General features: G+C 36.0%; 15 protein-coding genes. 13 read left to right on the top strand and 2 right to left on the bottom strand.

The annotated features are described in order from the left end of the window. Positions 1-169: 169 nt before the first annotated feature. The 7 genes from CIK00_RS15510 (at position 170) to CIK00_RS15480 (ending at position 4704) form a co-directional block, all read left to right on the top strand. Entirely contained in the window at positions 170-409 is a 240-nt protein-coding gene (locus CIK00_RS15510) for a hypothetical protein (protein WP_065207982.1), read from the top strand. A gap of 140 nt (positions 410-549) precedes the next feature. Further along, positions 550-1533, top strand: a complete 984-nt coding sequence (locus CIK00_RS15505) for a hypothetical protein (protein ID WP_065207983.1) — start codon at positions 550-552, stop codon at positions 1531-1533. Between the two features lie 55 nt (positions 1534-1588). After that, positions 1589-2257: a hypothetical protein gene (locus CIK00_RS15500; RefSeq protein WP_101769599.1), complete on the top strand. Its 669-nt coding sequence runs from the start codon at positions 1589-1591 to the stop codon at positions 2255-2257. 24 nt (positions 2258-2281) lie between these two features. After that, complete coding sequence (locus tag CIK00_RS15495; protein WP_065207986.1) at positions 2282-2968, top strand: hypothetical protein; 687 nt, start codon at positions 2282-2284, stop codon at positions 2966-2968. Between the two features lie 188 nt (positions 2969-3156). Continuing rightward, complete coding sequence (locus tag CIK00_RS15490; RefSeq protein ID WP_065207987.1) at positions 3157-3417, top strand: hypothetical protein; 261 nt, start codon at positions 3157-3159, stop codon at positions 3415-3417. Positions 3418-3486: 69 nt separating this feature from the next. Next, a complete protein-coding gene (locus CIK00_RS15485; RefSeq protein WP_065207988.1) occupies positions 3487-3918 on the top strand; it encodes a hypothetical protein in 432 nt (143 codons plus the stop codon). Positions 3919-4236: 318 nt separating this feature from the next. After that, the gene (locus CIK00_RS15480) at positions 4237-4704 is read left to right on the top strand and encodes a hypothetical protein (RefSeq protein WP_156731364.1); all 468 of its coding nucleotides are present in this window, start codon (positions 4237-4239) and stop codon (positions 4702-4704) included. Positions 4705-4785: 81 nt separating this feature from the next. Here the strand turns inward: CIK00_RS15480 and CIK00_RS15475 are convergent, their stop codons facing one another. After that, a complete protein-coding gene (locus CIK00_RS15475) occupies positions 4786-6303 on the bottom strand; it encodes a YdgA family protein (RefSeq protein ID WP_065207990.1) in 1518 nt (505 codons plus the stop codon). Positions 6304-6318: 15 nt separating this feature from the next. Between CIK00_RS15475 and CIK00_RS15470 the strand changes: the two genes are divergently transcribed. The 5 genes from CIK00_RS15470 to CIK00_RS15450 all read left to right on the top strand — a co-directional run bounded on the left by CIK00_RS15470 (position 6319) and on the right by CIK00_RS15450 (position 10458). Then, positions 6319-7038, top strand: coding sequence for a hypothetical protein (locus CIK00_RS15470; protein WP_065207991.1), 720 nt, complete (start codon positions 6319-6321; stop codon positions 7036-7038). A gap of 311 nt (positions 7039-7349) precedes the next feature. Beyond that, positions 7350-8096, top strand: coding sequence for a hypothetical protein (locus CIK00_RS15465; protein WP_144043176.1), 747 nt, complete (start codon positions 7350-7352; stop codon positions 8094-8096). A 287-nt stretch (positions 8097-8383) separates the two neighbouring features. After that, on the top strand, positions 8384-9358 hold the full coding sequence (locus tag CIK00_RS15460; RefSeq protein WP_065207993.1) for a hypothetical protein: 975 nt from the start codon (positions 8384-8386) through the stop codon (positions 9356-9358). A gap of 111 nt (positions 9359-9469) precedes the next feature. Then, positions 9470-10000, top strand: coding sequence for a hypothetical protein (locus CIK00_RS15455; protein WP_065207994.1), 531 nt, complete (start codon positions 9470-9472; stop codon positions 9998-10000). Between the two features lie 77 nt (positions 10001-10077). Continuing rightward, positions 10078-10458, top strand: coding sequence for a hypothetical protein (locus CIK00_RS15450; protein WP_065207995.1), 381 nt, complete (start codon positions 10078-10080; stop codon positions 10456-10458). 406 nt (positions 10459-10864) lie between these two features. On the opposite strand, the gene CIK00_RS15445 is transcribed toward CIK00_RS15450, so the two are convergent. Then, positions 10865-12649, bottom strand: a complete 1785-nt coding sequence (locus tag CIK00_RS15445; protein WP_065207996.1) for a DUF4209 domain-containing protein — start codon at positions 12647-12649, stop codon at positions 10865-10867. Positions 12650-12931: 282 nt separating this feature from the next. On the opposite strand from CIK00_RS15445, the gene CIK00_RS15440 reads away from it, so the two are divergent. Beyond that, the gene (locus CIK00_RS15440; protein WP_065207997.1) at positions 12932-13528 is read left to right on the top strand and encodes a tyrosine-type recombinase/integrase; all 597 of its coding nucleotides are present in this window, start codon (positions 12932-12934) and stop codon (positions 13526-13528) included. Positions 13529-13748: the final 220 nt, after the last annotated feature.

Here is a 13748-nt window from a genome sequence, read left to right as displayed (position 1 = left end):
TTTAGCAATGCGTATACGGAGAAAGCCCGTTAATCTACCAATACACCCAATCCAATTGCTTTATCTCTAAAGCACAATCTATCTAAAAATTCACTTCTCAAACTATCTGGCTTTAAGTCGGCTTTTTTGCGTCTGTAATAAACCCAATATCTAATCTAAGGAATTACCCATGTTTACTGCAGTTCTTAAAAAACATGCTGAAAAAGGTGCTCTTGTACGTAAATCTATTAATCGTGTTCAATGTCATAACCTAAAAGGTACTGATCTTGCTTGTGCAATTTCAGAAGCTAAAGGTTTATGTAAAGAATACGCACTAGATTACGCTATAACTTATCCTCGCCTTAGTCTTCCTGACTTTAGCGAAGCTAGACAAGATCTTGATTCAGCAATTAGCAACTTGCGTAAATAGCTTTTCTTGCTTACATCTAACTAACAGCCCAATCCATACACCTAATTATCTATCCCAATAAAACCAACACTTAACTCAAAAACTCACACTTACCTTTGGTACTTGTGAGTTTTTTTTTAAGCATCAGGAATTATCTAACTATGAATATCAACTCTTTACTGGCTCAAGAACTTTACCTTTCTTCACCGAGTGTCGCTGGTAAAATTCTTGCAAATGAAATTGCTAATTCTCAGCAACTTAAAAAAGTAGTGGCATCCATACGTGAGCGTAATGTTCATCGTTCAGTGTCGAATTTAAGGAAAGAGATTGTCTTTAATCATGCAGATGAAATCCAACAGATTTTGTACATCAAAACACACGTACATGTTGGCAAATATGATGCAGAGCTTGGCGCAGTACCTTACGTAATTGTCCCTGACATTAGAGATTATTCTTATGCTGGTGGTATGCCACAGTATTCCGCGCAAAATTCTATTCATCAAGCCACGCTTAAAGTTGTTCAATCATATATACAATTTAATGTTACGAACGATACAAGCTCACTAGTTGAGTTAAGTGACCTGGTTACAATGGATATAGTACGGGATTTGAATGCGGTAAATATGTTGAAAGGGTACAGCCAGATTATTGCCTTGTTATCGACTGATAAAGATGTAAATGATTTTGGTGCTGATTCTGAATTACCTATTTATGCCGTAAAACAAGCAGGTTACACAGAACAATTAGAGAAAATGTTACTGGCCGCAAATGTCAGTGAACTAGATCATCTAGTTAGTCTGCTACGAAATGAAATCTGTCGTTTAGTCCCAGTATGCGGTGAATTTAGCCCTTGTTTAATCCAAGGTTTTGCTACGTTTGCTAAGACTGAAATTTTCTTCCCTACTTTTAATGGCAATCCGTATTTAATCAATACAAATAATCGTATTAATAGCGATTGCTATATGCCGCTTGTTACAGGTGTTTTAGAGGTTTTAGCTTTACATTCCAGTAAGGCTATCGAAATACATAGCCCACGAGAAATTTCTCAATTGTTATCCAATTTTACCTATCAACTTAAAACTTCAATGAAAGAAATCGAAAGCATTTACTGTAACGATTTTAATAGTGAAGACACAATTTTCTAACTCCCAATTAATGACCTTTACGTAAAGGTCATTATTAATCTAATCTGGAATTACCATGCTAAATACATATCTAATTGTAAATAAAACACGACACACAACTGGCGATTTAGTTAATTTGGCTTTTTGTGCGCCAATCAGTCTTGACACTAAATATGGAGATCTAATTGAGTTTAGTGAGGGTTCAATAAAATACCTATCACTACCATCATTTGATGTTCACGATAGCGAAGTTGAGTTTTACGTAAGAGCCTTTAGTAAAGAGCTACATGCGCTCCTAACGAACTTTGCTATTAATGATAATGGGGTCATTGCTTGTAATAACATCGCGCACATTTGTAAAGACCAAAACGAACGAATGCTACCAACTATAAATAAACATGCTTTTAATACAGAACTAATTACCCCAACTATCGTTAGTAAAATGACTGATAGCCGTAAGGTTTTTAGTTATAAACAAAAACTAAAAAATGGATATGTATTTTTTAGCTTCTCAGATAATGAACAGGATGATTCACTTATCTCAATCATTGATTCTGGATTAAGTTCGTTCAAGCGAGTTAATCATGATGGATTTGCTGTTTTCAAAAATAACAGTATGATTCATTCAACAATAGCTCAACTTTCAATGCATGAACTATCAATAGCTGATAATGATTCTATATCCTCAATCCGTGCGTCTATTGGTTCGCTTGATGCCTTAGCATTATCTCCAATTAACTTATAATCTAACTACCCAATCAGGTGCTACATGAACAACTTTAAATCTATACAGTGTGTTGTAAGTGATATACATACTGGATTCCAATCTATTCTAACATTCGTCCGTAATAACGATGGTTTATTCACTTCAAGATTAGGTGAAAATAAATATTTAAGAGATGTATTCCCACGACTACCTATGTCAAAAAATGATTTATCCTCTGAAAATTTTGCTGATTTAGTTATCACGATAAGCAAAGAATATGAGACTTTGATTCAGCATGATTATGATGAATTAATCGTTATCGAGCAGGATGAAATCTTGTTTGGCTGCGAGGGGAGTGATAAGTCAAAGCAACGCAACATGATACCTTTGCTTGGCGTTACTGGTGAGCGTATTCCAACGTTACAGGGTTACGTTAAAAAAGTGGCCTACAACAACACTAATCCAAAGATCGACAATATTATTACGCTTATTGCTGAAACATTAGATAGCGATATTCAGAAAGCGTTAAACAATTTGTCTAATGAGATTAAGACGGCAGAAGACTTTATCAGTCTTTACCAAAATGTGATGAATGCTGGTAATCACTACGAATACCATAAATCTATTTTGCTGATAAATGGTGAAGTGATTTTGAGTGAAATAGAAAATGAGACATTCACAACCAAACAGAAACAAAAAGAATTTAATTTGGTTAACAATCTTGGTTGTACAGGATTAACTTTTTTTTAGGCGAATGTTCCAATTACTGTTTAAAAAATGTATATTCAAGTTTCATTGACAGACGTATCGGTTAAAGTCTCCGTAATCCAACCTCGCTAACCATAGCACCTATATCTAACTTTTTTAAACCATCCAATAAACACACCACATTATTTTAATGATGGTGGTTTTTTCATATCTATTATTTAAGGTAAATCATGAACCATACACTTATCCAATTACAAGAAAATATCCAATTAGATGTAAGTAATGCTTGTGCATCGGTTGCCGCTGCAATTGCTAAAATCAATGCGACTATTAACGTAATTGATTTTACTTGCACCAAAAGCACTCATAACGCAAAACAATTGTTAAAAGCAAAAACGACACTGAGAAATCAAATTAAACAACTATTAGAAGCTGAACATAGGCTTTTATTTGTTGAAGAATTAGAAATTGAAGTGAACAAAATAAAGTAACAAATCATTAGCTGTATTTGCATACCATTTATCTAACTATCCAATCAAAATCCCCAAAAGGAAAATCTAATGTCTAACTCTATCCAAAAACTATTTATCTACTCTTTCACTACTCAATCAAACAAGAAATTCGTTGTAGCTGTTAATGAAAATGAGCAGGTTAAGAATTTCTCTGTTGGTTCTGGTGATAAAATTATGGCGTATGTAATGGTCGTTGAGTCGTCTTCTGAAATCATTACTAATGCTGATTTAGTTAAAACAACTGGCAATCTATTAAACAAAACGATAGAGGCCATTAATACTGGTGGTAAAACTGATTGTTTGGCTCTTATTAGTCTTAACTATATAAGTAATGCTAACCACTTATTTACCGCTACCACTGACCAAAGTATTGAGTTTAATACTCAATCACTATGGCACAATTGCAGTGATGATTTTAAAACTAAAATGATCAAATTAATTACTTATTGGGACGAAAGTTATCCAATATTAGCAAATTAATCTGCAATAAATTAGAGCCTTTAACATTCATTGTTACTGGCTCTTTTTTTTATCTAACTATCCTCATACTCATACGACAATATGGGTTTCTTTGGGTTTTATCTAATGAGTTTGTCCACTAACTTTAATCAAACGCTTATAACGCTCCATAGAGCGTCAAATGGCTATCTAATAACACCATTCCTTTACTTGAACGATAAGTTTGTTTTTTCACGGTCGTTCACAGCTAAATACTTTTCATCATTTAAATTACCAAATGACACAAGTATTAAAGAGGTAAGAGGTGTAATACAAGAGCTTCATCATGTTTTATCACTAATGGAAACAGAAGCAGAAATCATTAACACAATGAGTTATCTAACATTAAAAAATACTGACAACACAGCTATATATACAGATATGACGAACGATATGTTTCTTGAGAATAGGAGATATGCTGTTGAAGTGATCAAGTCACTTAAATATCTGCCCAATCTGGTCACTAACAAAGCCGTTATGATGCAAGGGTGGCGTGGTGATGCAAACAAGATAGTACATGATCTTAATTTCAAAACTTGCTCGTTACCACAAGAGACAAGTTATGAAGTTTCTTGCTTCCACAGACTGAAGAATAGCCAAGGTGCGGTTTTTAAAAATGGTATATTGGTTTACTCTGAATTGTCCGAATTTGATCGCTCAAATGAAGATAATCACATAGTAAAGAATAAAGAAAATGTGTCAGAAACACACAAAGAATTATTAACTACACTTTTAACTATTCCAGCAGTGGTTGGTTTGTTTTGTTAAAAGCTATCTAACTTTTCTATCATGTAGGGGCATTACTGCCCCTATATGAACTCAGTTATTAGCTTTTAATAAAGCGAATCGTTACTCGATATTTCTAATCGTGGTTTTACCATCTTTATATTGAATAGTGGTATCTACGTAACCATCTTTAATTATAATTTCTTTGTTTTTTACTTGTTGTTTACGTTTGTTTGCACCAACATATTTACTGTACAACTCTAAAGGTGCATTAATTGTCATTGTTGAACTTAATGCTTTCTGTAATGTTAAAAAGTCTTTCATTGCAATATTTTCATAGTTTTTATCTACGTCAGCATTCCAATGCAGATTTGCATTTTTACCGTATATATTTGCTTGTATTACGGCATCAAACTTCAAACCATTGAGGATAGGTTCATTCGATTCATTGAATGGTGAAACCTTAGAGAAATTATCAAAAGGGTTTGTCGAGCCATAGTTTCTTCTATTACCCTTTGATAAGTATTCCCACATTTGAGAAAAGGTCTTCTTGTCCAAGTGATCAAAAGAAATAGTCATAGATAATTTATCAACACTATCAATACCAAATGGTGCAGCAGGAACATAGGCGTTATCTATATCCATCGTTGTACTTGCGAACATAGTTGGCTCATTATTATCTAATAACGTATCAGTATTCAGCATTAAACCATTTATATCAGCACGGAACATATGTTGACCTAGTACGGATAAATCTATGGATAACTTTGATCCATTTATGCATGTGGATTTTGCTACCTCGTTACCTTTATTGCTATGTTCTTGCTTGAACGTTAAGTTTTCAATTTCAGCAATCTTTGATCCGTTCGCGGTGGCAATTAATGAGGGTAAAGTAAACTTGTAAACTGCTGATTTATCATCTTTCATTTCGATTAACAAGTTAGATTCAGATGAACGTAGATGCGCATTAATAGATCCATTTCCTACAATTTCAATAGCAGCCAACTCAGTATCAATTAAGTTGGTAAAAGAAAATAGATTTGAAGTGGCATTGGTATCAATCGTTATTGGTAATTGGATTGTGTCATATCCCTGGACTGTGTTTAGCACTTGCCCATTTTTCTTAAATACTATTTTCCCTGATCTTATGTTTTGAATGATACTTTTTAGCTGTGCGCCTTTAAGTGTTAATGTTGTATTGGACTTAATATGTAAAAATGATGATTTAACGGTCGTGTTAAGCGTCAATAAAAGACGAGACTGTGGTGCAGATGGATTGCCACCAGCTCCAATACTTGGGTCAATTTCAAACTCAGACACCATATCTGATTTAGTCAATCCATAGTTGGTATTGGTCGAGATTAGATGAAAACCAAGGACGTTATTTAGCTCCGAAGTGTAATTAGAATAAGCAATAGATACTGCTATTTTCTGTGCATTATAAACACCGTAAAAACTACCGCCAGCGACCAAAATTGCAATAATCGCTATGGCTGCTTTCTTTTTTTTACCAAGTATTTTTATTTCTTTTTTTTTGTTAGCCACGTTTTTATTTTCCATTTTTATAAGCTGCCCGTTACAGTTATTAGCGGATAATCTATCACCCAACAATAATCCAACCTTTTTTAGTACGTCCAACATAAAACGAATCTAATAATGACTAATCCAATAGAAGAGCAGAATAAATATCGACACGTAACTCTCGCTGTAAAGATGCAGAAACGGTATTCAAATCGTCCTGCCAATTACATCGTTTTTTGTATGATTGATAACGGAGGTAGACTTTTAAATAGTCAATCAACTAGAGGTTATATTTCCAATTTTTTAATCCCTGATATAAAGCCAAAAAGCAAACGTAGGCGCATTGGTATTGAAATAGCTAGTGACTTTGTTTCTGACCTAAATCATTTGGGATTAAAGCATGGAAAGAAACTTTGGTTAACTCAAATAACGTCAGTTAGAGCAAGTGCCGGAACTCAATATATATTTCAACCAAGCTCTAATGAAATGACAGCTATATATCCTTACTTTGGCAAAGATGATGCAGACGATTACAAAATGATTAATGCATTATCAACCACAATTACAGACCATAAACCATACCGTTATAACAACTTTGGTGATGAACATGGAGCGAATGCGCCATTTGAAATTAATGTGAATATAGGTGAATTACAAAATAAGAATCTTATATCAAATGCAGTCTATGATGCTGTTAAACATAGTCAGTTAGGTGAGCTCAATTCACTACAGATCGCGATCTGGGTGAATGGTGAACTTGTCCAAAGCGAAATAAACGACTTTAAGGTATTTAATGCCGATGAATTAGCTTCGCTACTTAATTTCAATGCCGTTACTGGTTTTACCTTTCATTAGTTTTTGTAAACAACATAATCAAACCACCAATCATGGAATTATCTAACAATGAGAACCTCTTTATCTACTTTTGGGCTTAGTCCATATCATTCCTGTAATAAATTATCGTTCCATGAACGTAAACGTGAGCGAACCGAATATTTCTTTAAGCATGTTTTTCGTAACAAGCTAATCGAATGTGGCGCATGTAGTGGCTACTGTTATTACTGCGGAAACAAGTGTAGTTTTTGTCATGGTAATGGTGTCCAAAGAGAGAGGTATCATTACTGGTAATCAACCTAAATCTACCAACCTAATTTTGAGATCAAATCATGGAATTATCTAATATGTACCGTTCTACTACTGGCATTGTTATTGAGAAAATATATAACCTTGAGGGTGATGTTGGTTTTTACATTACTCCGTTATTCACGGTAAATGGCAAGCTAACCACCAATGCTGAAACTCGTAAATATTTTTCATCTATTCGAGTTGAAAGTAAGGCATCAAATACAGACGCACACCACACAAAGCAAGCGGATCGCGTAAAGACCATAGTGAAAGAGCTTGGCTATCTTCAATCTCACGTTGAAGATGATTTTAGAGGTATAACTGAGGTTATCTATCGAGCAAATGAACATGATCAGGGGATGCTATCTAATAGTAGCGATCAAAGTCCTATACCGATCATTCCTCACTTTGATGAAGATGTTATTAGTAACAGCTACTTTTATAATTATTACGTATTAGATCCAAGAGATATGCCCAATACAATTTCCAATGCGTATCTACCTAATTCACAAAGTAGAGTAGGTTTATACGACCATGTTGATACTGACATTTCTCATAACGTTCAAAGCGATCTTGAGGATGCTGCTTTTGATGTTTTGGATGAATTTACTAAGAGTTATTGTGACCATGCTAAAGAGAAAGTCGCTAATCATCTTTATGAATCTGCAATGTTGATTAACGGTAAGCTATTTTATAATGAGATACGTGGTTTTAGTTTGGATGATTTAGTAACACCAATATCAGACTTACTCAACATTCAGCCAGTTTCTGGTTCAATTTGGCAATAAACTTATCTAATTTACCCAACGCTAGTAATAGCTAATAACGAGGACTACCAAATCGGTAGTCCTTTTTTTTACTTTTTTTTCTGAAAATAAGAGTGTTATTTCTCACAAGCTATAAAAAAGATTTTGAAAATTGTAATTAGCAACATTAATAAATCGCTAAGTTGTTGTAATTACTTAATAATATAAGTAATTTTGCAAGCTGCAAAAATGAGAAAAACCTTTTTATTTCATTGGCTTATGATAAACTTTTTTGCAGTCGAATTGAGGTTTAACGGAATTATCTAAAGATGAACAACACTAAAAATATTGGCGTTAATGAACTTACCGCAGCGCGTTACGCCCAAATAAATTTTATTGCTAATCACCTGGCACAAAAACAACCTTTACTGCACAAAACTGGCCGTTTTTCTGGCTTATCTAAAGCCATTGTACGTAGTGAAATTGCTCATTATGTTGTTAGTGCCTTATTTAACGTTCGTAATCAATCAGAAATAAAGCAATCTATTGCCAATACTGACTTCATTCAATCAACTAATAATACAGCGATTCTTTTAGATACAAGTGAAGCGCACGTTACCAAGCTAAAATCATTGTTAGTTGAGTCTCTATTTTCCCCAACAAAAACAAATAAGCGTTCAAGAGTTGTTTCGGTTGATGGTAAGGCGATTAGTGCAGTTGAAGCGTCTAGCATTGATGCGTTTTCGTTTATTGATGAACTAATTACTTTATCTGTGATCACTGGTTATGCTGAGGCTGGTTATTCAACATTCCGTAGGCATTCTTCTATTGAGCCGTTGTGGAAGTTAATGCCAAGTGCCGGTGATTTACGCATTGCTGACGATTTAACAAAAGAAGAATCGGCTATGACAGATTTCATTATCAAAAATGGTTCTGACTACCATTTCTGTATTAATTTCTTCTACCCAAATGATGATGCTCGTCATAACACTAAACAAGAAGTGCTAATCGTCACAAATGAAGAATTGAACACACCACTAGCTGATTTAAGTAAGCGTATTGAGAATGTACGTAAGTATGAACGCTTTAAAAATTGCCGCGTGTTTGTAGTCAACCTTAATAATGTTCAGCGTCCAGTATGCAATGCACCTTTATCTGCTTTTGAGTTAACAGGCACATTAGAAGAAAGATCGTTAGATGATGTTGAGATCTGTTCTGTAATTGATTTTGTCGAAATTAGAGATCTGGTCGGATATAAGTTTGGCCTAGATACGTCTGATAAGGGCGCAATTAACAAGAAGTAACACCAACTACCATATAATGAGAGAGGGGTGATTTATTCTTATCGCCCCGTTAACTGGCTCACCAAGTAAAAAATTTTCATCATATTACAGCAAATGTTGTAAGGGTTAATTATGCCTATAAGTCGCTACGAATTAATCACAAGCCTTAATGATAAAGAAATTGGCTTTGAAATTTTGAATATGGATTCTTGTTTTAAAGTTATTTTAAACAAAAGCCATAAATCCAGAATTACGAACAAGCCATTTCAATTAGCTGGTGGCGATATTCTTGAGGTGGGCGATAAGTTTACAGCAATTAATACAAAGGGTAGTGCTGGTTGCCCACCTATAGTTTTATCAAAACCGTGGTATCAGCAATATGAGGGGCGGATAAGAATACCTAACTATACATCGTATGGTCGGCATTTATTGTGTAATGGCCAACAGCATTCAGAATTAGCATTGTTCTCTGCACATAACCCAATAACAAATGAAAAAATGTTTAGTCCAACCAAGAAAAATATTCAGCAAAGCTATAAAGATACAGATGATGGTTATTACATCGGCTATCTAATTTTTGGCAAAGAAGAAGATCAACTTTTTTATTGTTGTAAGTCAGGTTCAAGTCGCGTGATCTCATGTAAGACGCTAAAGCGATATTAGCCTAACGTACTATTAAAATCGTTAACAGCATTTAGCTGTAAAGTATCACTCGTAACTGATTGAATGGAATTATTGAAATGCCCTGTAATAAATTTAACAACCTTGAGCGATTAACTGTTTCAATGACGAACTTCACCTTAGTTATTAAGGAAACGTCACTAGCACTGTTATTTAAAGTTATTAACAATGATGATTGCAACTATAAGTCTATCGACTTCGATTCATTTATTAGCGACCTTTTATCTGAACGCTCAGTAGGTGGTGTAAAAGCTTTTTCTGTAACAAATCCGATTAATGGCCACATTGTTGCTTTCTATACCGATTGCAATGTGGTGATGCCAATCAACCTAGAGGCTTATGATTCATTTATTTGCAGCATTGCTGGCTTCAATACATTGGGTGAATTACGAGTTTTAGAGTTAATGACTAATGAAAATAGCTTAATGACCCTCAATTAAACAACTAAAGAATCAGTAACAATCTTTTATAACATTGGCAGGAGTATCATGCTTTACCATAGTATTCTCTAATCTAAAATTGCCACTTCTAAAGTAATCAGTATAACTAATTTATGCCCCTTTTCAATTTAGAGTAAAAAGTCATTCACGCCTTGTTATTGCGAATTTTCACTACGAAAACTTATCCGAAGAGGTATGGTTCGCATAGTGAAAAATTACGTCTCATTTAACCGTTTAACCCTTCAATACATTGGGTTCTGCCACTATAAACAAGAACTTGAGCTTCAACATCATTAACAATAAAGATACGATGAACTTTGAGAATATTATTAATGCGAAGTGATGCTGGAAGAGTATCTCACCGCTTAGACTAAAAACGGGAGCTATTTGCCTCCCGCTGAATCGTTTATTCCTGCATTTTTTTCTTGTAGTGCTCTTTCCATTGTTTAGCATATGGAATCATCACTATGTGTAACACCAACCACCACAGAAACTTAGGAGCTGTTCCCCAATAAGTTGATGCTGGTACATGCCCGTGAGATAACTGATTTCTCAAGTCACCATAAACTTTATCAAGTAGGACTACCTGTAAGTTGGTGGTTAAATCAGACCCCAAAGTATCAATGATCGCTTGGTGCCCAAGCAGAGCTTTAATACCATTACGTTCTTGTGACCCGTCACCATGTAACGAAGAAGGCTCCTCTCCTTTCTGACGTGCAAGATAGCGTAGAGAGTTCTCAATTTGCGGCACTAGCAAATGACAAGCAGTCATGAAGTCTCGATTGAAACCCGCCAATAGACCTTTCACAAAATATTCTTCATGACCGTTTGGTATGAATGGATGATTTGAACAGATTTGCTTAATTGCTTCTTCTGTAACAACGTATTTGGTGGTGACTTCATTCAGAGCTGGCATAATCTGGCCTTGCACACCTAACTGGTGCTCAATACCAATGTTGCGCATCATAATGCTCCAGCACCGTAGGCCATTATCGTCACCTTCAATACCAAGGCCAGCAGGAATTACTGCTGTTGTCATACCTTCATGATCTAGATGAGTCGTGCCGAACATCCATGAGATACTATTTTGCATCTGCTCAACTGCATGCTCTCTTAACTGCTCTATGTTCGATGGTCTTGTGATAGTACCCAAGCGGAAAATAGCATCGAAAAAGTCAACACTCTGCACGTTGGCAATAGCAGTATTAACAAGCTGACTAATATCTTGTCCGTCAGTAACGATAAGACCAAGGTCGTGCAACGATTCAATTTGCTGATCTCTCATTTCTTCATATAGAGCCAGTCTTTGTTCTTTAGTCCCAGGTACTTTAGCCAAAGCATCAATTGCTTTGAGCAAGCGTCCAGCGGCAATCATACCTTGCTGATAATGTTCAGCCGCTTTGACATGACATTCAGAAATAGACTGCCAAGTAGCAATCTGTTTTTCTTTGTCTCGCATAGATATTGCTGCATCTAAAGCTATTTCGTTTGCATTAATGGATGAGTCGTAATCGCCTCTTTCAAACTTCAATATCGCTAGCTCTAGAGCTTGTTCGTAAATCCAATCGGCCTCTTTGATATCAAACTCAAGGCAAAGAGTTAACAAGCGTATTGCGAAAAAGCACTTCTCAGATTCTTTATGTACTTCGAATAGTTCAAGAAGGAACTGAGATACGTTTTCGAACAAATCAGGACGTTGATTATCCCGTCTGAACATGTAACTCAGGCGTAGGGCACGCTCAATTCGTTCACATGGCAGAACCCACGAATCAGATTTATCAGCAAGTTGCTTAGCTGACTCTAAATACGCTTCTATCGCCATATAAGCATGCTCGATAGTCCCAGACTTCGTAATCCATGCAATATCGGCTAATCGAGCTCGTAGTTCATGGTTTTCAACTTCTGGGCAGAAGTTTTTCAGTGCCGAAAGTGACTCTTCGCTGAAGTCACTAGCTATCAAGCCTCTACGATCTTCCAATACAAATTTGGGCTTGAAAGGAGCCTTGGGGTCTCGTGGGGTAAAGTGCATTGAACATGCAGCGGCTAACAATCGGGCAGGGACGCTTTCTTGTTGCGCTGCGAAAGCAGATTCGATGTAGTGGTATGAGTGTTCTTCTACTTCAGACAAGATATTTGCTAGATTTAGTCCCTGTAACTCCTCTAGAGTTACAACTGTTTCATGTAGTGACATAGACACCTCATTAATCGCCACCACAAAGCTTTATTTCCTAAAACTCTCGATGTGCTCTTGGTTGCATTAAAATCATGACATTACAACTTACGTCCAAACCTAACAACTTCTTTTTGTCATACTTGAATTTATTTATAGGTTACAGATAGTTAATTTTCGATAACACGTTTCTGTCCATGGGCGTTATTGCACGTCCTGAACGACAGTAATCGAAACTGCTACAACTGTTGTAGTCAATAACCAGACTTTATGTTGACCAATAACACCTAAGAGGAGGTCAACATGAGAAAGTTATCATCAGGAAAATGCAGCGGGATAAAAAGACCATTCAAGTTGGAAGAGATTTGGCGAATCAGAACTAGGCTAGAGCTTGAAAACGACCTAATGCAACTTGCACTATTGAACCTAGCCATTGATAGCAAGTTGAGGGCGAGTGATCTACTAAAGCTGCACGTATATGATGTTTCTTCGCAAGGAGTGATCTATGAGAGGGTTCAATGCACCCAGCAAAAAACAGGTACAGATGTACACTATGAGATTACTCCGAGAACACAACAGAGTATTAGTCGGTGGGTTTACTCTGCTTCCCTAGATACAAGTAGCTTTTTATTTCCAAGTTGTCGCCGCAAAGGGCAACCTATCAGCTACTCATTCTATCGCTCAATTATCAGAAACTGGGCTGAAAAACTGGGATTGAATGCTGACTATTACGGCACTTATTCCATGCGTCGTACTAAAGCCACTTTAATCTATGCTAGAACGAAAAACATCAGGGCTGTACAGATCTTACTTGGACATTCGAAGCTAGATAACACAATTCGATACCTTGGCGTTGAGCTAGAAGACGCTCTGAGGTTATCTGAGAAAACAGACTGCTGACAGGCGGGATCTGCTACAGGCTTTTCCTCTGAAAAGCCTGTGCCCCATTCCTTGTTAACGCTATTACTCAGTAGCGAATCGTGCCATGGGAATAGCAGTACTTGTACTCATGGTTGGTAGTGCAGGAGGATGAAAGGAATCTCCCAAAAAAGTTCAAAAACGGTGTTCTCAACGAGTCATTTTCGTGTGCATAGTTATGCGAAACCACAGAAAAGCATAC

The sequence above is a fragment of the Photobacterium carnosum genome, from assembly GCF_002849605.1.
In the GTDB taxonomy this organism is placed as follows: Bacteria; Pseudomonadota; Gammaproteobacteria; order Enterobacterales; family Vibrionaceae; genus Photobacterium; species Photobacterium carnosum.
The sequence above is the reverse complement of the archived record's forward strand: the minus strand, read 5'-3'. Positions and strand labels throughout refer to the sequence as shown.